The 23460-nt window shown below is 66.6% G+C and carries 22 protein-coding genes; 11 read left to right on the top strand and 11 right to left on the bottom strand.

Annotation, left to right across the window (positions count from 1 at the left end; genetic code table 11):
- Positions 1-15: 15 nt before the first annotated feature.
- The 3 genes from QZ471_RS14905 (at position 16) to zapE (ending at position 2774) form a co-directional block, all read left to right on the top strand.
- Positions 16-1188: a multidrug effflux MFS transporter gene (locus tag QZ471_RS14905; protein ID WP_295465093.1), complete on the top strand. Its 1173-nt coding sequence runs from the start codon at positions 16-18 to the stop codon at positions 1186-1188.
- Between the two features lie 67 nt (positions 1189-1255).
- Positions 1256-1642 (top strand): MAPEG family protein, encoded by a 387-nt coding sequence (locus QZ471_RS14900; RefSeq protein ID WP_295465091.1) that lies wholly within the window; start codon positions 1256-1258, stop codon positions 1640-1642.
- 82 nt (positions 1643-1724) lie between these two features.
- Positions 1725-2774: a cell division protein ZapE gene (zapE, locus tag QZ471_RS14895; RefSeq protein ID WP_295465089.1), complete on the top strand. Its 1050-nt coding sequence runs from the start codon at positions 1725-1727 to the stop codon at positions 2772-2774.
- Here the strand turns inward: zapE and QZ471_RS14890 are convergent.
- On the bottom strand, positions 2771-3409 hold the full coding sequence (locus QZ471_RS14890; protein ID WP_295465087.1) for a hypothetical protein: 639 nt from the start codon (positions 3407-3409) through the stop codon (positions 2771-2773). The genes zapE and QZ471_RS14890 overlap by 4 nt on opposite strands.
- A gap of 153 nt (positions 3410-3562) precedes the next feature.
- Between QZ471_RS14890 and QZ471_RS14885 the strand changes: the two genes are divergently transcribed.
- Positions 3563-5173 (top strand): inorganic phosphate transporter, encoded by a 1611-nt coding sequence (locus QZ471_RS14885; protein WP_295465085.1) that lies wholly within the window; start codon positions 3563-3565, stop codon positions 5171-5173.
- On the opposite strand, the gene QZ471_RS14880 is transcribed toward QZ471_RS14885, so the two are convergent.
- Entirely contained in the window at positions 5141-6031 is an 891-nt protein-coding gene (locus QZ471_RS14880) for a LysR family transcriptional regulator (RefSeq protein WP_295465083.1), read from the bottom strand. The genes QZ471_RS14885 and QZ471_RS14880 overlap by 33 nt on opposite strands.
- 149 nt (positions 6032-6180) lie before the next feature.
- On the opposite strand from QZ471_RS14880, the gene QZ471_RS14875 reads away from it, so the two are divergent.
- Positions 6181-6606, top strand: coding sequence for a VOC family protein (locus tag QZ471_RS14875; protein ID WP_058790091.1), 426 nt, complete (start codon positions 6181-6183; stop codon positions 6604-6606).
- Between the two features lie 81 nt (positions 6607-6687).
- A complete protein-coding gene (locus QZ471_RS14870; protein WP_295465080.1) occupies positions 6688-7986 on the top strand; it encodes a flavohemoglobin expression-modulating QEGLA motif protein in 1299 nt (432 codons plus the stop codon).
- 77 nt (positions 7987-8063) lie between these two features.
- Here QZ471_RS14870 and QZ471_RS14865 read toward each other — a convergent pair whose 3' ends face one another.
- Positions 8064-9977, bottom strand: a complete 1914-nt coding sequence (locus tag QZ471_RS14865; protein WP_295465078.1) for an AAA family ATPase — start codon at positions 9975-9977, stop codon at positions 8064-8066.
- A 197-nt stretch (positions 9978-10174) separates the two neighbouring features.
- Between QZ471_RS14865 and QZ471_RS14860 the strand changes: the two genes are divergently transcribed.
- Positions 10175-10948 (top strand): NAD-dependent deacylase, encoded by a 774-nt coding sequence (locus QZ471_RS14860; protein ID WP_295465076.1) that lies wholly within the window; start codon positions 10175-10177, stop codon positions 10946-10948.
- Positions 10949-10955: 7 nt separating this feature from the next.
- On the opposite strand, the gene QZ471_RS14855 is transcribed toward QZ471_RS14860, so the two are convergent.
- The gene (locus tag QZ471_RS14855; RefSeq protein ID WP_295465074.1) at positions 10956-11723 is read right to left on the bottom strand and encodes a hypothetical protein; all 768 of its coding nucleotides are present in this window, start codon (positions 11721-11723) and stop codon (positions 10956-10958) included.
- Between the two features lie 152 nt (positions 11724-11875).
- On the opposite strand from QZ471_RS14855, the gene QZ471_RS14850 reads away from it, so the two are divergent.
- Entirely contained in the window at positions 11876-12130 is a 255-nt protein-coding gene (locus tag QZ471_RS14850) for a hypothetical protein (protein ID WP_295465073.1), read from the top strand.
- A 52-nt stretch (positions 12131-12182) separates the two neighbouring features.
- Here the strand turns inward: QZ471_RS14850 and QZ471_RS14845 are convergent, their stop codons facing one another.
- Together QZ471_RS14845 and QZ471_RS14840 are read right to left on the bottom strand one after the other, a co-directional pair.
- Complete coding sequence (locus QZ471_RS14845; protein WP_295465071.1) at positions 12183-12455, bottom strand: hypothetical protein; 273 nt, start codon at positions 12453-12455, stop codon at positions 12183-12185.
- A gap of 125 nt (positions 12456-12580) precedes the next feature.
- Entirely contained in the window at positions 12581-13399 is an 819-nt protein-coding gene (locus QZ471_RS14840) for an HDOD domain-containing protein (RefSeq protein WP_295465137.1), read from the bottom strand.
- 336 nt (positions 13400-13735) lie between these two features.
- Here QZ471_RS14840 and QZ471_RS14835 point away from each other — a divergent pair, with 336 nt between their 5' ends.
- The gene (locus QZ471_RS14835; protein WP_295465069.1) at positions 13736-14755 is read left to right on the top strand and encodes a GGDEF domain-containing protein; all 1020 of its coding nucleotides are present in this window, start codon (positions 13736-13738) and stop codon (positions 14753-14755) included.
- A gap of 1 nt (position 14756) precedes the next feature.
- On the opposite strand, the gene QZ471_RS14830 is transcribed toward QZ471_RS14835, so the two are convergent.
- Positions 14757-16286 carry a sensor domain-containing diguanylate cyclase gene (locus QZ471_RS14830; protein ID WP_295465067.1) on the bottom strand — a complete coding sequence of 510 codons (1530 nt, stop codon included), beginning with the start codon at positions 16284-16286 and terminating at the stop codon, positions 14757-14759.
- Positions 16287-16485: 199 nt separating this feature from the next.
- On the opposite strand from QZ471_RS14830, the gene QZ471_RS14825 reads away from it, so the two are divergent.
- Positions 16486-16743, top strand: a complete 258-nt coding sequence (locus QZ471_RS14825; RefSeq protein WP_059230036.1) for a hypothetical protein — start codon at positions 16486-16488, stop codon at positions 16741-16743.
- A gap of 22 nt (positions 16744-16765) precedes the next feature.
- On the opposite strand, the gene QZ471_RS14820 is transcribed toward QZ471_RS14825, so the two are convergent.
- Complete coding sequence (locus QZ471_RS14820; protein ID WP_295465064.1) at positions 16766-17836, bottom strand: AbrB family transcriptional regulator; 1071 nt, start codon at positions 17834-17836, stop codon at positions 16766-16768.
- A gap of 128 nt (positions 17837-17964) precedes the next feature.
- Positions 17965-19929, bottom strand: coding sequence for a choline BCCT transporter BetT (gene betT / locus QZ471_RS14815; RefSeq protein ID WP_295465135.1), 1965 nt, complete (start codon positions 19927-19929; stop codon positions 17965-17967).
- Between the two features lie 251 nt (positions 19930-20180).
- On the opposite strand from betT, the gene QZ471_RS14810 reads away from it, so the two are divergent.
- A complete protein-coding gene (locus QZ471_RS14810; RefSeq protein ID WP_295465062.1) occupies positions 20181-20585 on the top strand; it encodes a response regulator in 405 nt (134 codons plus the stop codon).
- Positions 20586-20785: 200 nt separating this feature from the next.
- Here the strand turns inward: QZ471_RS14810 and QZ471_RS14805 are convergent, their stop codons facing one another.
- Positions 20786-22615 carry a glycoside hydrolase family 15 protein gene (locus QZ471_RS14805; RefSeq protein WP_295465060.1) on the bottom strand — a complete coding sequence of 610 codons (1830 nt, stop codon included), beginning with the start codon at positions 22613-22615 and terminating at the stop codon, positions 20786-20788.
- On the bottom strand, positions 22608-23411 hold the full coding sequence (locus QZ471_RS14800; protein WP_295465058.1) for an SDR family oxidoreductase: 804 nt from the start codon (positions 23409-23411) through the stop codon (positions 22608-22610). The genes QZ471_RS14805 and QZ471_RS14800 overlap by 8 nt, the downstream gene beginning before the upstream one ends.
- Positions 23412-23460: the final 49 nt, after the last annotated feature.

The raw sequence follows: 23460 nt of genomic DNA, 5'->3' as shown, positions 1-23460 counted from the left end.
ATCGGATTGGCTTTCATGACTTTTCGCTTGCTGTTGATTCTCGGGGCCCTCTCGGCCTTCGCTCCCTTCGCCATCGACATGTACCTGCCCAGCTTCCCATCGCTGGCGCGGTCTTTCGCCACCGATATCGAACATGTGCAGCTGAGCCTGGCGGTGTATTTCGCCGGTCTCGCCAGTGGCCAGCTGTTCTACGGTCCGCTCGCCGATAGATTCGGCCGTCGCGTGCCGCTGCTGATCGGCATCGCCCTGTTCTGCTTGGCATCCCTGGGCTGCGCCCTGGCGCCGAGCCTGCCCTGGCTGATCGCCGCGCGCTTCGTCCAGGCCCTGGGTGGTTGCGCCGGCATGGTGATCGCCCGCGCCGTGGTGCGCGATCTCTGCGAGCCCATCGCCGCGGCCCGGGCCTTCTCGCAGATCATGTTGGTGACCGGCATCGCGCCGATCCTGGCGCCCTTCGCCGGCAGCCTGCTGCTGAGCACCTTCGGCTGGCAGGCGATCTTCGTCAGCCTGGCGCTGTTCGCTGCTGCCTGTGGCACCGCTGTGGCGCTCTGGCTACCGGAATCCCTGCCGGCTCACCACCCGCGCGCGCCCCTGAGCGGTGCCCTGCGCAACTACCTGCGGTTGCTGGGCGACCGGACCTTCATGGGCCATACCCTCACCGGCGGTATCGCCATGGCCGGGATGTTCGCCTACATCTCGGGGTCGCCCTTCGTACTGATCGAGCTCTATGGGGTGAAACCCGAGCACTATGGCTGGGTGTTCGGTCTCAACGCTGCCGGTTTCATCCTGCTCGGCCAGCTCAATGCCCGCCTGGTGGTGCGCCAGGGACCGGCCTTCTGGCTGCGGCGGGCAGTGGTGGCCTATGCCGCAGCGGGGTTGATCCTGCTGCTGGTCGGCGCCTTCCAGCCCAAGGCGCTGCCGGTGCTGATGCTCCCGCTGTTCTGCGCCATCGCCCTGCTCGGCGGCATCGTGCCCAATGCCTCGGCCTGTGCCCTGGCTGGCCAGGGCGCCAACGCCGGCAGTGCCTCGGCGCTGATGGGCAGCCTGCAGTTCATCCTGGCGGCCCTGGCCTCCAGCAGCGTGGGCGCGCTGCACAACGGCACCGTGGTGCCCATGTGCGCGGTGCTAGCACTCTGCGCGGTCTCGACTGCCCTGATCGCCCGTTGGACTCATAGCCGCACGCAGGTTTGAGCAGAGTGGATTTTTCTGGGTAAGGCAGGTCAGATAGGCGAACCCTCACACCTCCAGGGACGCCGATATGACCTTTGCCTACTGGTGCATCTTCCTCGTCTACCTCGTGCCCTACGGCGCGGCCTATTACGCCAAGTTCAAGGGCAGCGGCTTCACCCCTGAGGACAACCGGGATCCACGCAGCTTCCTCGGCAAGCTGGAAGGCGCTCGGGCGCGGGCCAACGCCGCCCAACAGAACGCCTTCGAGATCAATCCGCTGTTCGCCGCGGCGGTGATCGTCGCCCACGTTACCGGCGGTGCCGCGCAGGGCACTATCAACTTCTGGGCCTTGCTCTTCCTGCTCAGCCGCATCGCCTACACCTGGCTGTACATTCGCGACCACGCCACTCGCCGCTCGCTGGTCTGGGCCGGCGGTATGTTTTGCTGCCTTTGCCTGTTCATCGCTGCGGCCTGAGTACGCCGTCGCTGCTGGGTCTTGACCGGCAGCGACGGCTGTAGCTTCATTAGCGCCCTATCTTTCTCGGCTGGACGCCTGCATGACGTCTTCTTCGCCCGCCCAGCAGGTGCTGGAGCACTTCGCTCAGCTCGCCCAAGCCCGTGGCTACACCCTCGATGCCGCGCAACAGGCCGCCATCGATCATTTCGCCCAACTCGCCGACGAACTCCTGCGCCCCCGGCTGTTCCGCCGCCGGGCGCCGCGCAGCCTCTATCTCTGGGGACCGGTAGGGCGCGGCAAGAGCTTCCTGCTGGATGGCTTCTTCGCCGCCTTGCCGTTCGCCGAAAAGCGTCGGGTGCACTTCCATGCCTTCTTTCGTGAGTTGCATGAGCGGATGTTCCGCCAACCGCCCGGCATCGATGCCCTGGCGACCAGCCTCGACGAACTGCTGGAAGACTGCCGACTGCTGTGCTTCGACGAGTTCCATGTGCACGACATCGGCGATGCCATGCTCATCACCCGGTTGTTCAAGGCCCTGTTCAGCCGCGGCGTGGTGCTGATCACCACCTCCAATTACCCGCCCGAGGGGCTGCTGCCCAATCCGCTGTACCACGAGCGTTTCCTGCCGGCGATCCGGTTGATCGAGGCGCACATGGACATCCTCTCGGTGGCTGGACCCCAGGACTATCGCAGCGCCAGCCCCGCCGAGCCCGACTCCTTCGGCGCCGGTGCCTATCTCTGGCCAGGGAGTGCCGCGCAACGCGCCCAGCTGGGTTTGCCGGCCCTGGGCGTGGCGCGGGTCCAGGTGCCCGTGGGGCATCGTCAGCTGACCGCCGCGAGCGCCGCGGACGGTCTGCTGCATTTCACCTTCGCCGAGCTGTGCGAAGGCCCCACCGCGGTGCTCGACTACCTGGCCCTGAGCGAGACCTGGCAACGCTGGCTGCTCGATGCCGTTCCGCCGTTGCGCGAGGCGAGTTCCGCCGCCCGGCAACGCTTCATCAACCTGGTGGACGTGCTCTACGACCGGCGACTGACGCTGTTCCTGGTCAGCGCCGCGCCCCTCGACGAGATTCTGGCCGACAGCGACATCGCCGACATGTCGCGCACGCGGAGTCGGTTGTCGCAGCTGCGGCAGATCGGCCCGGATTAGCGCTGCTGCTTCAGCGTCGCACCGTCCAGATGCCAGCGGCGCTGCTCGGCCGAAGCGCCGTCGACGTCATTGACCCGGCGCAACCGATAGCTGCCGGTGAAGGTCTGGCGGGTGCCATCGGCCAGGCGTGCCTGCACCGTCACCGGGACGCTGACATAGCTTGAGCCCGCCGCACCTTCGACCGCGCCCAGCGGGCCGAGCGTCACCCGTACGCTATGGGTCTTGGCGTAGCCCTGGCGGAATTTTTCGTAGCTGTTGCCGGGCTGGCCGTCCAAGCCCCACAGCTGCCAGGCGGTGCCATAGTCGCGTGCATCCAGCGCACGGTAGTAACGCTGGACCACGGCCGCCGCCGCCTCTGCGCTGCTGGGCAGCGGGCCGCAACCGGGCTGCTTGGCCGCTTCGCCATCACCGAACAGGGCGCAGCTGCGGGCGATCTCGTCCTGGATCAGGGCGCAACTGTTGGCGGCGTTGCAGGGCGGATGGGTGGCGGGGGAGAGCGCCCGGCAGGTGGCGGCCAGGGCCTGGGCCTGTTTCTGTCCCATTTCTTGGGCACAACTGCGCTCGGAGGCGGCCAAGCCGTGGGTGGCGAAAGGCAGGAGCAGCAGGGGACTGCAGAGCAGCCAGCGTGGGATCATGGACGACCTCTTGGGATAAAACGGCAGCCTAGCAGGCCGTGGCGGGGATGAAAAAAGTGGCGCGACGGTCATCCGTCGTCTGGTCACCTCGTTGACGTAAAAGCGTCATGCAGCCGGCGCAGGGTAGGCAGATCCCGTGTCGGAGTTCGCCCCATGCCTTCGTCCAGTCCAGCCGCTTCCCTGTCACCGCTGTCCCATCCCCTGCACGGTTCGCGCAAGCCCGGTCCGCTGCGGATCGTGCTGTTCATCGTGCTGCTGCTGACCGGTCTGGCGGTGACCCTCGGCGGTATCCACAACGACGTCAGCGACACCCAGTCCCCGCCCACCACCTGGCTGCCTTTCGCCGGCCTGGCCCTGGCGCTGGTGATCGCCCTGGGCTTCGAATTCGTCAACGGCTTCCACGACACCGCCAACGCCGTGGCCACGGTCATCTACACCCACTCGCTGCCGCCCAATGCGGCGGTGCTCTGGTCCGGCTTCTGCAACTTCCTCGGGGTGCTGTTCTCCAGCGGTGCGGTGGCCTTCAGCGTCATCGCCCTGTTGCCGGTGGACCTGGTGGTGGAGATGGGGGCGGGCAAGGGTTTCGCCATGATCTTCGCCCTCCTGATCGCCGCCATCATCTGGAATCTCGGTACCTGGTGGCTGGGTTTGCCGGCGTCTTCGTCCCATACCCTGATCGGCTCCATCATCGGCGTTGGCCTGATGCACGCCTGGCTGGGCGGCCTGGATGGCAGCAGCGGCGTGGACTGGGGCCAGGTGGCCAAGGTTGGCTATGCGCTGCTGTTCTCGCCGCTGATCGGCTTCGTCTGCGCCGCCCTGCTGCTGGTGTTGCTCAAGCGGATCGTGCGCGACCGTAGCCTCTACCAGGAGCCCAAGGGTACCGAACCGCCGCCACCGTGGATTCGCGGGCTGCTGATCCTCACCTGCACCGGGGTGTCCTTCGCCCATGGTTCCAACGATGGCCAGAAGGGCATGGGGCTGATCATGCTGATCCTGGTCGGCGCCCTGCCGACCGCCTATGCCCTCAATCGAGCCGTGCCGGCGACAGCCACCCCGGCCTTCGCCGCCGTGGCCGAAGTCACCGCCAATGGCCTGCGCCAGGCGGCGCCCCAGGCCGCTCCTGCCGATTCCCATGGCGTGCTGCTGGAGTTCGTGCGCAAGCGGCAGAGCAATCCCGAGGTGCTGCCGGCGCTGGCGGCCATCACCGACGACATCGCTCGCGAGGTGCGCCAGTACGGCGCCCTCAACAACGTGCCGGCGCAGAGCATGCCCAATGTGCGCAATGCCATGTACCTGGCTTCGGAGTCCATCCGCCTGCTGGAGAGGGAGCACCTGGCGGGCCTGGCGCCCAAGGCGCAGGAGGACCTCAGGGAATTCAAGCGGCAGATCGACCAGGCCACCCGCTTCATCCCGCTGTGGGTGAAGGTGGCGGTGGCCATCGCCCTGGGCCTGGGGACCCTGGTTGGCTGGCGACGCATCGTCGTCACCGTCGGCGAGCGGATCGGCAAGACCCACCTGACCTACGCCCAGGGCGCCTCGGCCGAACTGGTGGCCATGGGCACCATAGGGGCGGCGGACGCCTTCGGCCTGCCGGTCTCCACTACCCATGTGCTGTCCTCAGGGGTGGCCGGCACCATGGCCGCCAACGGCTCCGGACTGCAGTGGGCAACGGTGCGCAATCTGCTGCTGGCCTGGGTGCTTACCCTGCCGGTGGCCATGGCGCTGTCGGCGTCACTCTACTGGCTGCTGGTGCAGGTGTTCTGACACGGCCTCGGTCAGGCAGCGGCGGAACAGCGCCACGGCCGGCAGGTCGCGCCCGGCGTGGCGGCTGATGACCTGCAATTCACGATGGAAGGTGAGGGTGCCAAGAGACAGCCGGCGCACCCGTGGATGCTCCAGCCAGAGGCCTGCGCAGGGCACCAGGGCCACGCCCAGACCGTGCTCGACCATCTTGACGATGGCATCGAGTTCGTCGAGTTCCAGTACCTGGCGTACCGCCAGGCGCTGCTCGCGCAGGAAGGCACTGACCCGGCGGCCGCCGAAGGAGTGGCGGTCGTAGCGGATGAAAGGCTGGGTTTCCAGCAGCAGGCGTGGATCGTCGCCGGGTAAGTCGGGCGGAGCGATGAGCACGAAGGGTTCCTGCAACAGGGGGGTGGCGTGCAGCTCCTTGGGCAGTTCGAAGGGCGGGCGGATGAGGATGGCCAGGTCCAGCTCGCCAGCATCCACCTGGCTGAGCAGGGCCAGCGACACCCCGGGCACCAGGCGCGGTTCCAGGCGCGGCGCCCGCTGGCGCAGCCGCACCAGGGTACCGGGCAGCAGGCCGGTCTGGACGCTGGCGATGGCGCCGATGCGCAACTCGCCCTGGATCTCCTCGCCAGCGCCGACCCCGGCCATGCGGGCGTAGGTGGCGAGGATTTCCTCGGCCAGGGGTAGGGCGCGGCGGCCGGCAGCATTGAGCAGGGCGCTGCGGCCGTTGCGGTCGAACAACGTCACACCCAGGTTCAGTTCCAGGTTGCGGATCTGGGCGCTCACCGCCGAGGGCGTGAGGCCCACGTGCAGACCGGCCGCGGCGAAGCTGCCATGGCGGGCGACGGCGAGAAAGGTCTTGAGTTCGCGGAGCATGGCGACTGCCTGGAGTGAAGGGAAAGCACTGTAGCCGGCCAGGGCATCGAGCGACAAAATTTTCGTTGCTCGGGGCGAAGAAAATACGCTTTCTGCGCAATAAAACCTGGGGTGAGAATGGCACCACCCCCCTCAACAGGATTTCACCCATGGCCCTGTCGCCCTTTCACCTCGCCATCCCCGTCTACGACCTGGCCGCGGCCCGACATTTCTACGGCGACGTCTTCGGCCTCGCCGAGGGCCGCTCCAGCGACCACTGGGTCGACTTCGACTTCTATGGCCACCAGCTGGTGATCCACGAGCATCCCAAGACCGCGTCCCAGGAAGAGGCCCACACCAATGCCGTGGACGGTCACAACGTGCCGGTGCCGCACTTCGGCATCGTGCTCGGCTGGGACGAATGGGAAGCCCTGGCCGACCGGCTGCGCGCCCGCGAGACGAAGTTCGTCATCGAGCCCTACATCCGCTTCCAGGGCCAGGTCGGCGAACAGGCCACCATGTTCCTCTTCGACCCCTGCGGCAACGCCCTGGAGTTCAAGGCCTTCAAGGATATGAGCCAGCTGTTCGCCAAGTAGGGCGGTCTTTCATCACGGAAACTAGGCAAACGTCGACGTAGCGGCCATTCTTGAAGCCTCGCTCGTCGACCGGTTCCCACCATGAATGCTCGCCAGCCCTTTCTCGATCCCTATCACCAGACCATCCGCCAGCTGTCCGATCGCATCGTCGCGGCCCAGGCGCCGATCCGTATCCTCGATGCGGTGAAGTGGGACGACGGGGTGCGCCAGGGCTTCCTGGATGGCAAGGGTAAGCGACTGCCGGCGGTGGATCGGGCCTTCTACGAGAGCCGGCCGCTGAGCTTCGATGGCGATGCGCTCAAGGGTGAATTCCAGAGTATCGAGCGGGAGATCACCCGCCAGCTCGGCCAGTTCAATCCGGTCGGCCAGATCATGAGGCGCATGTGCCGCGAGTACCGCATGGTGATCCGCATGCTGCAGGCGCGTGGTACTCCGGACTTTGGCCTGATCTCCCAGGAACTCTACGGCGCGGCCTCGGATGCCTTCCATGCCGGCGATCCGACCCTGGCCGACCTGGGCATGATGATGTCCAGCTACCTGGACAACATCGCCCATCGCGGTGCCCTGGAAGACGAGCCCAAGACCCTGACCGCCAAGGACGCGGTACCCATCCTGCAGGCGCGGCTGAACCAGGTGTTCGGCGAGAACGAGGGCACCATCCGGGTGTTCGAGTCCGATGGCATCGTCGCCGACGCCGCGGCTGGCGCCGACTACATCAAGGTGCGCGCCGACGCCCTGTTCAACGAGCGTGACGTGCGCGCCCTGGAGGTCCACGAGGGGCTGGTGCACGTCGGCACCACCCTCAATGGTCAGAACCAGCCGATCTGCACCTTCCTGGCCAAGGGGCCGCCGTCGTCCACCGTGACCCAGGAGGGCCTGGCGATCCTCATGGAGGTAATCGCCTTCGCTTCCTATCCGACCCGGCTGCGCAAGCTGACCAACCGCACCCGCGCCATCCACCTGGCCGAGGACGGCGCCGATTTCCTCGAGGTCTTCCGCTTCTTCCAGGAGCAGGGCTACGACCTGGAGTCGGGCTACCAGAACGCCAGCCGGGTGTTCCGCGGCTCGACGCCCACCGGGCTGCCCTTCACCAAGGACCTGTCCTATCTCAAGGGCTTCATCCTGATCTACAACTACATCCAGCTGGCGGTGCGCAAGGGCAAGCTGGAGCAGATCCCGCTGCTGTTCTGCGGCAAGACCACCCTGGAGGACATGCGCATCCTGCGCCAGCTGGTGGACGAAGGCGTGGTGGTGCCGCCCAAGTACCTGCCAGCGCAATTCCAGGACCTCAACGCCCTGGCCGCCTGGATGTGCTTCTCCAACTTCCTCAACCACCTGAGCCTGGATCGGATCGAGGCGGACTACGCCAATATCCTCTGAGCGTCTGCCCAGGCGCTGACATGAAAAAGCCCCGGCAGACCGGGGCTTTTTTTCGTCTCAGCGCAGCGTCGCCGGCATCATTCGCTCTTGAAGGCAGCCGCGATGCGAGGTTCGCCCTCGCTCGCACGCTCCGGCACGAAGGCCAGGGCGCGATTGAGGGCGCCGCAGGCTTCCAGGCCGCTGGCGCGGGCGATGGCTTCGGCCACGGCGCTACCGGGGATGGTCTCGTCGCGCAGCAACTGGTCGGTGATGTCGTCCAGGGCCGGCTTGAGCTCGGTGATCAGCGCCAGGCAACGATGATCCAGGCTGTGCAGCAACTGGTCGGCAGAGGCGATGCTGGGTGCAGCGTCGAACTCGATGCCGGCATCGCGCAGGGCCTGCAGACTGAGCAGCGAACCGCTCGGACCCATACCCAGGGAGGCGACCATGGACAGCGCCAGCTTGGAGGCTTCCTGCAGGTCCTGGGCGGCGCCCGAGGAGACCTCGTTGAAGTACAGCTGCTCGGCGCAGCGACCGGCCAGCAGCATCTGGATGCGGCCTTCCAGTTCCGACTTCAGGTGCAGGCGCTTGTCTTCGGTGGGGGTGATCAGGGTGACGCCCAGGGCCTGGCCGCGGGGCAACAGGGTGACCTTTTCCACCCGACCGACGTTGAGCACCGCGGCGACCAGAGCATGACCGGCTTCGTGCACGGCGATGCGGGTACGCTCGGCGGCGCCCAGTGGGGTGACGCCGACCGGTTGCTCGCCGATGCGGCAGGTCTCGATGGCCTCGACGAAGTGGGTCATGGTCACGGCACTGGCGTTCTCGCGAGCGGCGAGCAGGGCGGCGTGGTTGCTGATGTAGGCGATGGCCGCCGGGGTCAGGCCCACGGTATTGCGCGCCAGGGCGGCGAGATCCAGCTCGCCCTGGCAGGGCAGCTTGCCGGCATAGAGTTCGAACAGCGCGCGGCGGTCTTCCAGACTCGGCAGCGGCACGGCGATGGTGCGGTCGAAGCGGCCTTCGCGGCGCAGAGCCGGGTCCAGGGAGTCGGCGAAGTTGGTAGCGCCCAGCACCAGCACGCCGCTGGTGCCGTCGAAGCCGTCCAGCTCGGTGAGGAACTGGTTGATGATGCGGTTGGCCTCGGCGTCGCTGGAACGCGACTGCTCGGCGCGGCGGCCGATGCCGTCGATCTCGTCGATGAAGATGATGCAGGGCGCCTTCTTGCGCGCGGTGCGGAACAGCGCCTTGACCTTCTGGATGCCGACGCCGAAGAACATCGAGGAGAAGTCGCTACCGGTCACCTGGATGAAGTGGGCGTTGCACTCGGTGGCCAGGGCCTTGGCCAGCTGGGTCTTGCCGGTGCCGGGCTCGCCGGTCAGCAGCACGCCCTTGGGCGGACGGGCACCCAGGGCGGCGAAGGCCTTGGGGTTGCGCAGGCAGGTGGTGACGTCTTCCAGCGCCCGCTTGGCCTCGGCGGCGCCGACCACGTCCGTGAAGGAAATGCCGGTGCCCTTGCGGTGCAGCTTGAAGGGGCTGGCGAAACGCAGCGCCAGGGGCACGGCGAGCAGCAGCAGGAGCAGGTAGCCCGGCAGGTTGATCAGCAGCGCATCCAGCCAGGCGTGGCGCTGGCCGGCCTCGTTCCAGCTAGCCACCGGGAACGGCGGCTCGCCCTGGGCGGCGTAGTCGGCCAGTAGCAGATTGGCGATGCGCCCGCCGTTGTCGGCCACGGCATAGTGCTCGCCGCGGTTGGTGTCGAGGTAGAGGGTGTGGTCGCCGATCACGGCGCCGCTGATGGCCTTGGCGCGCAGATCGGCCAGCAGCACGGAGAGATCGCGTGGCTGCTGGGTCCAGTGTTCGGGGGCCTGCTGCACGCTGGCGAGCATGGCGGTGGCGGTCGGGGCCGGATCGGTGGGCTTGAGCCACAACCAGCCGGCCAGGCTGGCGACGGCGACGAGGGACAGCGCGCCAGCGACGAGCCGGCGCGGATACTTGGCAAAGAGGGACTTCTTCATTCACATACCGTTAGGGTCGGAGCGACATCGGGCGCGGACTCCCGGATTATCGGCCTGTGGCTGCGTGGGTGAACCTCGGTTGGGCGGAAAACGATGAGTGGACTCACCATCCGTCGAGTATCGTCACACTTTCGGACTTTTCCGCGGTCCGCGAGGCCCGGTTGTTTTGCGCCAGATTTCAAGGAGTAGCCACCACCATGCCCGAATCCCTGGATTGCCGAAGCGGACTGCCGACCTTGCCGGGGTCTTTGCTCGAAGATCTGCGGGCAGCCGACGAAATACTCGTGCTGACCGGGGCGGGCGTATCGGCGGAGAGTGGCATCGCCACCTTCCGCGAGGCGCTGACCGGTCTCTGGGCGCGCTTCGATCCGGCGCAATTGGCGACAGCGGAGGCCTTCCGGGAAGACCCGACCCGCGTCTGGAGCTGGTACGAATGGCGCCGTGCGCAGGTGCTCGTGGCCCAGCCCAATCCGGCCCATCGCGCCCTGGCGACCTGGGCCGAGCGGCATGGACGGTTGCGGCTGGTCACACAGAACGTCGATGACCTGCACGAACGCGCCGGTAGTCGCGACGTCATCCATCTGCACGGCAGCCTGCACGCATCGCGCTGCTTCGACTGCGCGCGACCCCTGGCGTCGCCGCCGTTGCCGGAGACCGGAGATTCGCTGGTGGCGCCACCGCGCTGCGCTGCCTGCGACGGTCTGGCTCGCCCGGGGGTGGTCTGGTTCGGCGAGTCCCTGCCGGCGGAAGCCCTGGCCACCGCCTGGGCGCTGGCCGAGCGCTGCGATCTCTGCCTGGTGATCGGCACCTCCGGCCTGGTACAGCCAGCGGCCAGCCTGCCGGTGGTGGCGCGCCAGCAGGGCGCCACTGTGGTGCGCATCGATCCGCAGCCAGCGGCGGATTTCAACGGTGACTGGCAACTGCTGGGAGCGGCCGGGGTGATCCTGCCGGCGCTCCTTGGGCGGCTCTAGGGGCGGCTCAGTGCAGCGCCTGGCCGCCCGTCCCTAGGGCATCCAGGGTGCGCTTGAGTGCGGTATAGGCCTGGCGCTGCTCGTCGTCCTCGCTGAGCAGGCCATCGAACAGCGTAGCCACCAGGGCCGGGTCCTGGGCCACGAAGCGGTCGATGAGCACGTCGTTGTCCTGGCGACCGGCGGTGATCAGCAGCACGGCGAGCTGGGCGACGTAGCGCGCGGCCAGCGGATAGGCCTTGAGGAAGACCTTGAAGGGCGCATCGGCCAGGCCCGGGGCGAAGCCCTTGGCGAGACCCTGCTGGGCAGCGGCGATAGCCTGGCGGATGGCATCCTGCCAGTTGCCGGCGGTCACCGCACCGGCCGGCAGGGCGCGGCGCATCTGGCCGAGCAGGCTGTTGAGGAAGATGCGGCGGTTGGCCTGGTAGTCGTGGTCGGTATCGAGCAATTCGTTGCGGATGCGGTTGAGCACCCGGTCGTCCTCGGCGTCGGCGGTCACTGCGTCCTTGAACGCCAGGGTCAGGTCGCGATCCAGCAGGCCGGGCTTGCGGCCCTCCAGTTCGGCCTGCAGCAAGGGACCACTGGAGTCGGCGAAGAAGAAGCGTTCGGCATGGGGCGCCAGACGTTCGCGCAGCCGCGGCCAGAGGTCCGCCGCGAACAGCTGTTCGGCCGTCCCGCCGGAGACGATGACGCGATGCTGTGGCGCCTCGGCCAGGTACTCGAACAGGGCGGGGGTGTCGAGCGCGGTGCGGTCGACGATGAGATAACGGTGCTTCACGGCAACTCCTGAACACGACGGCCGCACCTGGCAAGGTGCGGCGGGATGGCCGTTAGTCTATAGGAAGGCGGGAACGCTTGGCCCGGCCTTTGGCCTAATCAGCCAGGGTGCAGCCCGCGACACCCTCCTTTTCGCGGCAGGAGGACACCAAGATGCGCAAGACTTCCCTGATCCTTGCCTGCAGCGCCGCGCTGGCGCTCATGGCCGGCCCGAGCCTGGCCGCCAGCAACAACAACGACGCCGGGGTCACCGGTAACGGCATAGGCGCGCCGGGCAGCTCCAATACCAGCAACCGCGACAGCGCCGACGACACCTCCACGGCCAATCCTTCCACCCAGAAAAAAGTCGATAAAACGCCGGCCATCAAGGCCCAGGGCGAGAAGCAGAAGCGAGTGCTCAACGACTGACGGGCACGAAAAAGGCGCCTCGCGGGGCGCCTTCCTCGATCAGGAAGCCGGGTCAGCAGGCGCGGGTATAACGCACCTGCCAGTCGAGCCGCTCGTGGGTGGCCCGTTCGATGCGCGCGCGGCTGTCGCAGATGAAGGCTTCCAGCAGGGAGTTGTCCAGCAGGTCGACCCGGGCGATGCGTCGTTGCAGGAGGGCCGTGCCGTTGGGTGCATAGACCTCGACATTGAAGGTGGCGGGGTCTTGGGCGGTCATGGCACACAACATGGGCTGGAAGGCGCCCTTGATGATGGTGTTCGCATCCGTGAACTTCAGCGGCTCGGCCATCGCAATCACTCCTGTTAGCTATATGGCTTCGACCGATTCTTGCGACACCCGTTCGGAATCCGCTACGACCGACTGGCAGATTTGTGATGCATGCGATGGCAGCGGCCGTCGCCGCGGACGACCGGTCAGTTGATGAGGGTGCCGAAGGCCTTGTCCGCCTCGATGATCTCGGGCAATTCCTCCAGCAGCCGGGCGAGATCCAGGTCGTCGAGCAAGGGATTGACCAGCGCGACCTTGGCCTGCTCGTTGATGCCGCCATGGCGGCGCAGCACGAAGGACACCAGCCGCGCCTGGGCCACCAGCCGGGCCATGCCGGTCTCGTTGGGGGCGTCCTGCGGATGCTGCTGATAGGCGATGGCCTCCTGGATCAGCAGCGGTAGCTGCCAGCGCCGCGCCAGCTCGGCGCCTACCTCGGGGTAGCCGAAGCCGACAGCCTGGTCGGGCGTCACGCTTGCCGGAGCACGCTGCTCGGCATCGATACGCGTGCCGATGTCGGGCGCCGCGGTCCGGATCAGCAATTCACCGATGTTGTGCAGCATGCCGCAGGTGAAGGCGGTTTCCCGGTCGGCCCCGGTCTGGCCCGCGATGACCCGGCAGACGCTGGCGACATCGAAGCTGTGCTGCCAGAAGTCGCGAGGATCGAAACTGGAGTTGTAGCGGAAGGCGGCCGTCACCGCCGAAGCCAGCACCAGGGTGCGCAGGGCGTCGAAGCCTAGGCGGATGGCCGCGCCTTCGATGCTGGTCGCCGGACGCACGCCACGGAAGCGGGCCGAGTTGGCCAGGCGCAGTACCTTGGCCGAGAGCACCGGATCGAGGGACAAGTTGTGCGCGATCTCCTCGATGCTGCTAGTGGGATCGTCGAACTGCTGGATGAGCTCCTGGGCCACCTTGGGGATGCTGGGCAGTATGTGCAGGTGATCGAACAGCGCATCGATTTCCATGATGAAGCCTGGTTTGTTCTATACCGATAGGGAGGACTGACGTAAATCGTGAGGAATATGAACGACCGTACCGTTACTGCCAAGCCTAGCCGAGAATTCCTGTCCCTACCCTAGCGAGCGGCGGAGAAGTCCTTGCAGGCCGAGCAGACCGGTGGCGGATTTTTCCCGCTGTCCGTCGTGCCTGTAGCGCCAGATACGAGGTCTCATTGACTGGATGGGTGAGATCTGATGAACGGATGTCTAGTCTCCCTGCGTGCCGGAGATCGGCGACGAAAGGCAAGGAATGGCGTCAGGCATATGATGTCATTTAGCCACTAAATTTGGCGCCAGAGTGTTTCGATGACGTACCAGACCCACATTCGCCAGATGCTGCAAGTGCCCAACGTCCTGGCGCAGTGCACCGGTATCCTCGGCTGGCTGCTCAGTGTGGCGATCAACCCCTTCCTCCGCGAGGGGGTGGCGATCTGGGGTTGGCTGGCCCTGGGCGGCATGGCGCTTTCCTGCCTGGCGATGAGCACCGCGCGGCGCTTCCTGTCCTGGCGACTATTCGCCCTGATCTTCGTGGTGTTCGAGGCCCTGGCCTTCCGCTTCCAGATTGCCGGCATGGGCGAGGCCGGCCATGCCTGGATGATCCCCATCGCCATCATCATCACCCTCGGCTCGACCATCCTGTTCGCCCATGTGCTCGACTACGGCGTCGCTGCCGGGGCGGTCTGGCTGGTGCTCTTCCAGGGTCAGCTCGACAGCGTCGGCCCCCAGACGCTGCCGCTGCTGGTAGCGATGATAGTGGCCGGCATGGTGCTCGGCCTGCTGCTCAGTGCCACCTTCGTGCGGATCGTCGACAGCACCCTGCAGCTCAAGGAAAGCTATCGCCTGCAGGCGGAAACCGACGCCCTGACCGGCATCGCCAACAGACGCGCCCTGATGCTGGATCTGGAGCGGGTCTGCGCGGAGCCGTCGCCGGACTGGTATTTCGTCATGCTCGACATCGACGACTTCAAGCGCATCAACGACCGCTTCGGGCACGACGTGGGCGATCTGGTGCTCAGGGAAACGGCAGCCACGCTGGCGCGGCATTTCCCCGATGGCTACTTCGGCCGGCTGGGTGGCGAGGAATTCGGCGTGTTGCTAACGTCCGAGGACGATCGGGAACTGACGCTGCGCCTGCAGGGATTGCTCGACGACATCCGCGGCAATACCCAGGCCGGCTCGTGCTTTTCCTTCAGCGCCGGGGTGACACGACTCGCTTCCGGCAGCCTGCCGTCGGAACTGCTCAAGCAGGCCGATGGCGAGCTCTACCAGGCCAAGCGCGCCGGCAAGGACCGGGTGCACTATCGCGGTGCCATGATCTGCGGCTAGCTCAGTCGGGCGCGGGAGAGGGGTGGGTGCGGTTGCGGCCCGAATGCTTGGCGACGTACAGGGCTTCGTCGGCGCTGGCCAGCAGGCTGGCCGCCTGGGGGTGCCGGCTCTGGCTCGGCTGGTGCACGGCGAAGCCGAGGCTGATGGTGATGCGCCCGAAGGGACTGGTCGCATGGCGCAGCTCCAGGGCGAGCAGCCGCTCTTGCACGATGCAGGCCACGCGATAGGCGCCGAGTTCGTCGCAATTGGGCAGCAACAGCGCCATCTCCTCGCCACCATAGCGCGCGGCGAGATCCCCCGGACGCCGGGCCGCGCTGGCCACCACGCCGGCGACCGCCTGCAGGCAGCGATCCCCGGCGGGGTGGCCATAGTGGTCGTTGTAGGCCTTGAAATGGTCGACGTCGATCATCAGCAGGCTGAGCGGCTGACCGCTGCGTTGCGCCCGGGCCAGTTCCAGCGGCAGCAGGGTGTCGAACTGGCGGCGATTGCCCAGGCCGGTCAGGCTGTCCTTGAGCGTCAGCAGCTGCAACTCGTCGTGCGCCTGGCGTAGCGCCGCTTCACTGCGGACGTTGGCGCGGATCTGCCGCAACAGGCTGAAGCCGAAGACCAGCATGCCGACCACCAGGATGCCCACGACCACGACCGAGCGCAGCATGTCCTGGCGCCAGCTGGCGAGGATGGCGCTGCGGGAGATACCGGCCAGGGCCACCAGCGGATAGCCCTGCAGGTGTTCGAAGGCATAGAGCCGCTGCTGGCCGTCGACCACCGCGCGGACCAGGGCCGTACCGGTGGCGGCCTGCTGGATGTGCCGCTGGAACAGCTCGCCGGCGGCGAGGTTGGTGCCGACGAAGTCCGTCTGGAAGGGCCGGCGTACCAGCAGGGTACCGTCGTCGAGGGCCAGGGTGATGGCGCCGCGCTCGTCGAGCCGGAAACGGGCGTAGTAGTCGACGAAGTACTGCAGGCGAATGGTGGCGAGCAGGACGCCGGCGAAGTGACCTTCGGCGTCGTCGATGCGCCGCGATACCGGGATGATCAGCTCGCCGGAACTACGGCTGCGGATGACGGCGCCGACGTGCAGGACGTCTTCGGGATGCTGCCGGTGGAATTGGAAATACTCGCGGTCGGCATTATTGGCCTGGGGCGGGATGGCGCCCTGGTCGGTCACCAGCCAGTTGCCGTCACGGTCGTAGACGAACAACCCGTGCAGCTGCGGCAGCAGGGCGGCCTGACGGGCCAGCAGCCGGTGCATGCGGGGCCGGTCCAACTGCGCCAGCGGGGTGTCGTCCAGGCGGTCGCGGATGCTGATCAGCAGGGAGTTGGCCTCCTTGAGGGCATCGCTGGCGTGCTGGGACACCGCCAGGGTGATGTTGCCGACATCGCTGCGGGCGCTGGCGAACGCGTTCTGGTAATTGCGCCAGACCTGCCAGGACTCCAGGGCGAGGATGACCGCGACGGCGCACACCAGCAGGGCCAGCGCCAGGCGTTGGGTGACCAGGTTGCGAGAGGCGGCAGCGGTAGGGCCTTGGGCCATGGGGCAGAAAGATCCTTGCGGTGGAAGACAGGGCGAGTCGCCCTTGGCGACATCCTAGGACCGCGACGGCTCGACCGGGTCGACAATTTCGTCGGAATCTCGCTGCGCTGGCGAATCCCGGCGGGGCGTCCGCGGTCTCTAGCGGTACAGCCGTCCCTGTGGACGACGTCTTGATACTAGCCGACCAGGAGGTCACCCGATGTCGCAGATTGCCGAACAAATCGTCGACGACGCCATGCAGCGCATCGAACAGGACGAACAGCAGCATGCCAGCGATCCCGTGCGCAGTTTCTCGCTCACCCTGACCGACCCCGCCGAGATCCGCGCGGGCGCGGAAATCTACTTTCTGTTCCAGCAGCGCCTCAAGGGCTTTTATCCCAATGCGCGGGTCGTGGTGCGTGGCCATGCCGCCAATGGCTACAACATCACCGCCCAGGTGGAGCGACGCTCGGCCTGAGTCGCACCAGGCCCGCACCTGTTCAGGTGCGGGCGAGCTTGACCAACTGACGGGCCAGCAAGGGCCCGCTCAGGACCACCCCGATCAGGCGCAAGGCCTGCATCGCCAGTACCAGCCCAACGTCGGCATGGGCATCCACCGCGATGATGGCCATGGAATCCAGTCCGCCCGGACTGGTGGCCAGGTAGGCGGTGAGAAAGTCGACGTGCATCAGCTTCGCCATCAGCAGCGCCGAGAGCGCACACAGCGCGATCAGCAGCAGCGAGGCGAAGATCATCTTCGGCAGGGCGCGCCAGACGTAGCGCACCGTGGCACGGTCGAATCTGAGGCCGACGTAGCAGCCCATGGCGCCATAGGCCAGGGCCAGCAGGGCGTGCGGCAGGGTGATGTCCAGCCAGCCATTGAGTTGCAGCACGGTGCCCAGGGCGATGGGCAGCAGCAGGGCGCCGGCGGCAAACAGGCGGGCGCCCAGCCAGCTGCCGATCAGGGCCACCCCTAGGGTCAGCAGCAGGTTGAAGGCGAAATGGCCATCGAGGCTGACCACCGTGGCCTGGTGCCCGGTGCCACTGCCCTCGGCCCCCAGCAGCCGCCCGACCACGGCGCTGATCACCACCACGCAGACCACCCGCACGTACTGCATGGTGGCGACGATGCGCGGATCGGCGCCATATTCCTCGGCCATGGCGACCATGGCGGCCGCTGCACCCGGCGTGGTGCCCCAGGCGGCGGTGCTGCCGGGCAGGCCACCGAAGCGCACCAGCAGGGCACCAGTAAGCAGGCTGAGCAGTACGGTCAAGGCCGTGGCCAGCAACATCACCGGCCAGTGTTCGGCGACGGTCAGCAGCACCGCGGCGGTCATGGCGTGGGCGATCAGGCACCCGACGATGCCCTGGCCGGACTGGAACAGGCGTTTCGGCACCCGGATGCTGGCGCCGCCCACGCCGAAGGCGATGGCCGTGAGCATGGGACCGAGGAACAGCGCGGCCGGGACCTGCGCCCAGCTGAGCAGGCCGCCGACTAGGGCGGAACAGAGCAGCAGCGCGAGCCATTGCAGCAGGGGCGGACAGGGCGGGGCGGTGGACGGGGTGGGCAAGAGGGTCTCCGAGCGACGGGGGACCGGCGAGGGGTACCGACCCCGGGACCGGCGCGGGGCCGGCCCTGGGGCGATTATACGACTTTAGTGGCTTTCAATGGCCTTTCGGGTGAAGAAAAAACCGCGGGTCAGCGCACCAGATGCAGGAACTGCAGGTGGCGTTCGTACTGGTCGAGCATATCGTTGAGGATCTGCTCACGGCTGTAGCCCACCAGGTCGTAGTCCTGGCTGCCTTCGGTGAGGTGCACCTCGGCCCGGTAGTAACGACGATTCTTCAGGTGTAGGCCGCCGATGCCGGCGCGGGCGAAGGAGGGCGTGAAGTAACCCTGCATGATCACCTGGTAGATGAAGGGATGCTCCTCGCCATGGCCGATAATGAGCTGCAGGTTGGCGTTGGTGGCGTCGAACTGGGTATCCACCACCAGGCCCTTCTCCCGCGAAACCTCCACCATTTCCTCCATGGCCGGGCGCACCGTGCTGTCCATGAAGCGATAGACCTCGTCCCGTGAGGGGAAGTACACCGCCTGGGACAGCCGCTGGCGCCAGCCGCCATGGCGCACCTTGCCGTTGGTGGCCACCGGTGCCAGGGAGTGCAATCGCGCGCGCTGGCGCTGGGATTCCAGGTGCAGCGCCTTGTGCAGGCCCCACATCATCAGTAGGACCACCACCGAGAAGGGCAGCGAGGTCAGCACTACCGCCGACTTCAGGGCATCCATGCTGCCGGCGAACAACAGGCCGCCGGTGACCACCGCCACCGCTGCGCCCCAGAACACCCGCAACCACTTGGGGCCGTCTTCGTCGGCTTCGCCGCCGGTGGACGACAGGGTGGACAGCACCACGGTGCCCGAATCGGCCGAGGTGACGAAGAAGACGAAGCTCACCAGCACGGCGACGCTGATCACCACGCGGCTGGCCGGATAGGTCTCCAGCACCCGGTAGAAGGCCATGGCCGGGTCGGTGAGGGCAGTCTGCGCCAGGCCGGTCAGGCCCTGGCCGAGCACCAGTTCCAGGGCGCTGTTGCCGAAGATCGACAGCCACGCCAGGGTGAAGCCCAGTGGGATGAACAGCACGCCGAAGACGAATTCGCGAATGGTGCGACCGCGGGAAATGCGCGCGATGAACAGGCCGACGAAGGGCGCCCAGGCGATCCACCAGGCCCAGTAGAACACCGTCCAGCCGCCCAGCCAGTCGGAGGGCTCGTCGTAGGCGTAGAGATCGAAGCTCTTGCCCGGCAGCGCGGCGAGATAGTCGCCGATGTTCTGGATCAGGGTGTTGAGCAGGTGCTGGGTGGGCCCGGCGAACAGCACGAACAGCAGCAGGGCGACGGCCAGCACCATGTTGATGTCGGACATGATCCGCACGCCCTTGTCGACGCCGGAGACGGCCACGGCGATGGCCGCGCCCATCATCAGTACGATGAGGACGAGTTGCACCCAGTGGCTGTGGCTGATGCCGAACAGGTAGTCGAGGCCGGCGTTGAGGTGCAGCACGCCGAAGCCCAGGTCGGCGCCGAGGCCGAAGATGGTGGCGATGATGCCGAAGGCGTCCACGGCATGGCCGATGGGCCCGTTGATGCGCTTGCCGATCAGCGGATAGAGCGCCGAGCGCAGGGCCAGCGGCAGGTTGTGGCGATAGGCAAAGTAGGCCAGGGCCATGGCTACCAGGGCGAACACGCCCCAGCCGTGCAGGCCCCAGTGGAGGAAGAGGATCTGCATGGCCTGACGCGCCGCGGCGGGGGTGCCACCTTCGCCGGCCGGCGGCTGGGTGAAGTGGGTCAGGGGTTCGGAGACGCAGAAGAAGAACAGGGTGATGCTGATGCCGGCGGCGAACAGCATTCCGGCCCAGGAGAGATAGCTGAACTCGGGTTGGTCGTGGTCGGCACCGAGCTTGATCTTGCCGTAGCCGGAGAGGGCGGTGACCACCACGAACACCAGATAGAGCGTCATGGCCAGCAGGTAGTACCAGCCGACGGTGTTGGCCGCCCAGGTCTGGGCCTGGAGCAACCAGGCGCCTGCCTGTTCGGGACGGCCGATGACGGCCAGGGAAAACAGCAGGATCACCGCGGCCGCGCAGTAGAACGCGGGGGGATTCAGCCGTACGGTGCCGGATGAGGGCGTCGCACTCATGGGGACTCCTTGCGAGCTGCCGAAAGGGAAAGGATTCTTTTTTTATTGATCGTTCGATTAAAAAAGAATACCACAGGAGGCCCCTGGGGTGAACGCTTCGAGTCAGGGAGGCGCTGAAAGTTGCCGTTTAGAGGGGCTGTTGCTGCCGGTTGTCGACTTTGGGATACAAGCAGGCCGAACGGTCAGAACCGAGTCTGCCCGGCAAAGTCTGTTGGGGTATGACCCAGGCATCCGCTCCACTAGGCTCCTATCGTCCGCTACTGCTGCTAGTAGAGGATGAGCCGTTGCTGCGGGAATTGGCCACGGAAGCCCTGGAGAGCCTCGTCGACCTGCAGGTAGTGGCCTTACCCACCGCCGATGCGGCGCTGAGCTACCTGGAGCAGACCGATGCCCGGGTGGACGTTCTCTTCACCGACGTCCGCATGCCCGGGCAGATGGACGGTGAGGCGCTCGCCCAGGTGGTCTCACAGCGCTGGCCACACATCCCGGTCATCCTCACCTCCGGCGATCGCCTGGCGGTCCCCCGCGGCGCCGGCCGTGCCCGCTTCATGCCAAAGCCCTGGCACATCGACGACATGGCCAACTGCGTCAACGAGGTGCTGGGGCAGAGTCGGGTGGCGTGAGGGGCAACTGATCAGGGTAAGCTGATCAGTTCAAAGCCAGAGTCGCTGTTTGATCTCACTGCCAAGATTCATCGCGGCCATGGGCCGCTCCTACAGTGGCGTCGTCACCTGTAGGAGCGGCCCATGGCCGCGATAAAGTGCAAGAAAGTCAGTTTCTCCTAAGAGGCTGATACCTCCCAGGAGTGGCCATCCGGGTCAAACTACGGCTGCCACTGCGGGTCCTTGCCGCTCAGCTTGCGATCCAGGAAGAAGGCCGTGCTGATCAGCGCCAGGTGCGACAGCGCCTGGGGTACGTTGCCCAGGGGATAGCCGCGCTTGTCCAGTTCCTCGGCGTAGAGACCCAGCGGGTTGGCGTAACCCAGCAGTTTCTCGAACTCCAGATGGGCTTCGTCGACGCGACCGGCGCGCGCCAGGCATTCGACGTACCAGAAGGAACAGGCGACGAAGGCCCCTTCCTCGCCGTCGAGGTTGTCCGCTGGAGTATCGGCCGGATCGTAGCGACGGATCATACCGTCGTAGGTCAGGTGCTGCTTGATGGCGTCGAGGGTCGCCAGCCACTGGGGGTCGGTGGCACTGACGAAGCGCACCAGCGGCATCAGCAACATGGCCGCATCGAGGCTCTTGCCGTGACGAGTGGCGGTGAAATGCCCCAGTTCGGCGCTCCAGAAGTTGTCCCAGATATCCTCCTGGATCGCCGAGCGCGCCGCGTACCAGCGCTCGTACGGCATGGGCAGCGAACGCTTCACCGCCAGGCGCAGGGCGCGATCTATGGCGACCCAGCACATCAGCCGCGAGTGCAGGAAGTGCTCGGGCTCGCCGCGCATTTCCCAGATTCCGGCATCGGGGGTGTCCCACACCTCGCAGACGTGATCGATCATCCGCACCACGTGGCGCCAGCCTTCGTGGGAGATGGCCTCGCCGTACTTGTTGGACAGGTAGACGGCGTCCATCAGTTCGCCATAGATGTCCAACTGCGTCTGCTTGTAGGCCTCGTTGCCGATGCGCACCGGATTGGAGTCGGCATAGCCGGCCAGGTGCTCGAGGGACTCCTCGGGCAGGTCCAGGCCGCCGTCCAGGCGATACATGATCTGCAGCCGTTCTGGCTCGTTGTGGCTGTTCTTCATGCAGCGACTGACCCAGTGGATGAAGTCCTTGGCCTCCTGGGTGTAGCCCAGGCGCATGAAGGCATAGACGGTAAAGGAGGAATCGCGGATCCAGGAGGCGCGATAGTCCCAGTTGCGCTCACCACCCAGCGCCTCGGGCAGGCTGAAGGTGGCGGCCGCGGCGATGGAGCCGTGCTTGCAGGAGGTGAGCAGCTTCAACGCCAGGGCGGAGCGGGTGACCATTTCGCGCCAACGGCCCTGGTAATGGCTCTTGGCCGCCCATTGGGTCCAGTAGGTGAGGGTATCCTCGAAGCAGAGATCGGTCTGGCCGGTGACGACCTTGGCGTCCTCCGCGCAGCCGAACACGAAATCCAGCTGCTCGCCCTGTTCCAGTTCGAATTCGGCGAAGGCACTGTTGCCGTCGACCTGCAGCTCGATACTGGACGCCAGGCGCAGGGTGGGCTGGCCGTCGGCTTCGAACAGGGCGCCGCCCTCCACCAGGCGTGCGCGGGTCTGGGCGCGGGCGTAGTCATGGGCCGGGGCGCAGACCAGGCGGATGCGGCCGCGCCCGGCGACCATCTGCAACCGGCGGACGATGCGCGGCTTGGTGTCCTCGGCGCTGCACACCGGCATCAGGTCGGTGACCTCGGCGACGCCTTCTGCCGATAACCAACGGGTCTGCAGGATGTTGGTATCCGGTAGGTAGAGCTGTTGTTCGCGGGCGTCTTCCCATATGGGTGCCAGGCTGAAGTAACCGGCCTTTTCCGAGTCGAGCAGGGCGGCGAATACCGAGGGGCTGTCCAGATTCGGCCAGCAGAAGTGGTCGATGGTGCCGTCGGTGGCGACCAGGGCGCAGGTGCGCAGGTCGCCGATGACACCGTGGGCGCCGATACTGCGGCGGGCGTGCACGGAAGTGGAATCAGCCATTATCTTCGAATCCCGGATAGAGGCACATGCCGCCGTCGACGAAGAGGGTGGTGCCGACGATGTAGTCGGCCAGGTCGCTGGCGAGGAAGACCGCCACGTTGCCCACGTCCTCGACCTTGCCGACGCGCTTGTAGGGGATCAGCTTGAGCAGCTCGCGGGCCTTGGCCTCGTCGCCGGTTACCTCTTCGTTGATGGCGGTGGCGATGGCGCCCGGGGCGATGCTGTTGACGCGGATGCCCTCGGCGGCGACTTCCTGGGCCAGGCTGCGCATCAGCAGGTTGACCCCACCCTTGGAGGCGGCGTAGTTGACGTGGCCGGCCCAGGGAATGACCTCGTGCACCGAACTCATGTGGATGATCTTGCCCAGGGCACGGGAGATGCTCTCGTCGTGACCCTGCCGGCGGAACTGGCGGATCGCCGCCTGGGCGCAGAGGAACTGGCCGGTGAGGTTGGTGTTGATCACCGTGTTCCAGTCCGCGAGGGACATGTCGGCCACCGCCGCGTCCTTTTGCAGGCCGGAGTTGGCCACCAGGATGTCCAGACGACCGAAGGCTTCCAGGGTGCGTTCGAACATGGCCTTGACCGCGGCCTCGTCACCGACGTCACCGCCTACGGCAATGGCGCGGCCGCCGGCGGCCTGGATGCGTTGAGCCAGTTCTTCGGCCGGCTCGGCGTGGGAGTGGTAGTTGATGGCGACGGCGGCACCGGCCTTGCCCAGGGCTTCGGCGACGGCGGCGCCGATCCCGGAGCTGCCGCCGGTGACCAGGGCGACCTGGCCCTTGAGGGAAAGCTGCATGTCCAGACTCCTGCACGGGAAAGTGTCTGACTGCTGACCGTCCCGCTCG

The sequence above is a fragment of the uncultured Pseudomonas sp. genome, from assembly GCF_913774235.1.
Classification (GTDB): Bacteria; Pseudomonadota; Gammaproteobacteria; order Pseudomonadales; family Pseudomonadaceae; genus Chryseomonas.
Note: the sequence above shows the minus strand (reverse complement) of the source record. Positions and strands in the feature narration are given on the sequence as shown.

Excerpts from the sequence above, each read along its gene's own strand:
- QZ471_RS14900 (WP_295465091.1), top strand. The coding sequence starts at position 1,256 with ATGACCTTTGCCTACTGGTGCATCTTCCTCGTCTACCTCGTGCCCTAC.
- QZ471_RS14885 (WP_295465085.1), top strand. The coding sequence starts at position 3,563 with ATGCCTTCGTCCAGTCCAGCCGCTTCCCTGTCACCGCTGTCCCATCCC.
- QZ471_RS14880 (WP_295465083.1), bottom strand. The coding sequence starts at position 6,031 with ATGCTCCGCGAACTCAAGACCTTTCTCGCCGTCGCCCGCCATGGCAGC.
- QZ471_RS14875 (WP_058790091.1), top strand. The coding sequence starts at position 6,181 with ATGGCCCTGTCGCCCTTTCACCTCGCCATCCCCGTCTACGACCTGGCC.
- QZ471_RS14835 (WP_295465069.1), top strand. The coding sequence starts at position 13,736 with ATGACGTACCAGACCCACATTCGCCAGATGCTGCAAGTGCCCAACGTC.
- QZ471_RS14845 (WP_295465071.1), bottom strand. The coding sequence starts at position 12,455 with ATGGCCGAGCCGCTGAAGTTCACGGATGCGAACACCATCATCAAGGGC.
- QZ471_RS14810 (WP_295465062.1), top strand. The coding sequence starts at position 20,181 with ATGACCCAGGCATCCGCTCCACTAGGCTCCTATCGTCCGCTACTGCTG.
- QZ471_RS14870 (WP_295465080.1), top strand. The coding sequence starts at position 6,688 with ATGAATGCTCGCCAGCCCTTTCTCGATCCCTATCACCAGACCATCCGC.
- QZ471_RS14805 (WP_295465060.1), bottom strand. The coding sequence starts at position 22,615 with ATGGCTGATTCCACTTCCGTGCACGCCCGCCGCAGTATCGGCGCCCAC.
- QZ471_RS14825 (WP_059230036.1), top strand. The coding sequence starts at position 16,486 with ATGTCGCAGATTGCCGAACAAATCGTCGACGACGCCATGCAGCGCATC.
- zapE (WP_295465089.1), top strand. The coding sequence starts at position 1,725 with ATGACGTCTTCTTCGCCCGCCCAGCAGGTGCTGGAGCACTTCGCTCAG.
- QZ471_RS14800 (WP_295465058.1), bottom strand. The coding sequence starts at position 23,411 with ATGCAGCTTTCCCTCAAGGGCCAGGTCGCCCTGGTCACCGGCGGCAGC.
- QZ471_RS14865 (WP_295465078.1), bottom strand. The coding sequence starts at position 9,977 with ATGAAGAAGTCCCTCTTTGCCAAGTATCCGCGCCGGCTCGTCGCTGGC.
- QZ471_RS14905 (WP_295465093.1), top strand. The coding sequence starts at position 16 with ATGACTTTTCGCTTGCTGTTGATTCTCGGGGCCCTCTCGGCCTTCGCT.
- QZ471_RS14850 (WP_295465073.1), top strand. The coding sequence starts at position 11,876 with ATGCGCAAGACTTCCCTGATCCTTGCCTGCAGCGCCGCGCTGGCGCTC.
- QZ471_RS14890 (WP_295465087.1), bottom strand. The coding sequence starts at position 3,409 with ATGATCCCACGCTGGCTGCTCTGCAGTCCCCTGCTGCTCCTGCCTTTC.
- QZ471_RS14860 (WP_295465076.1), top strand. The coding sequence starts at position 10,175 with ATGCCCGAATCCCTGGATTGCCGAAGCGGACTGCCGACCTTGCCGGGG.
- QZ471_RS14830 (WP_295465067.1), bottom strand. The coding sequence starts at position 16,286 with ATGGCCCAAGGCCCTACCGCTGCCGCCTCTCGCAACCTGGTCACCCAA.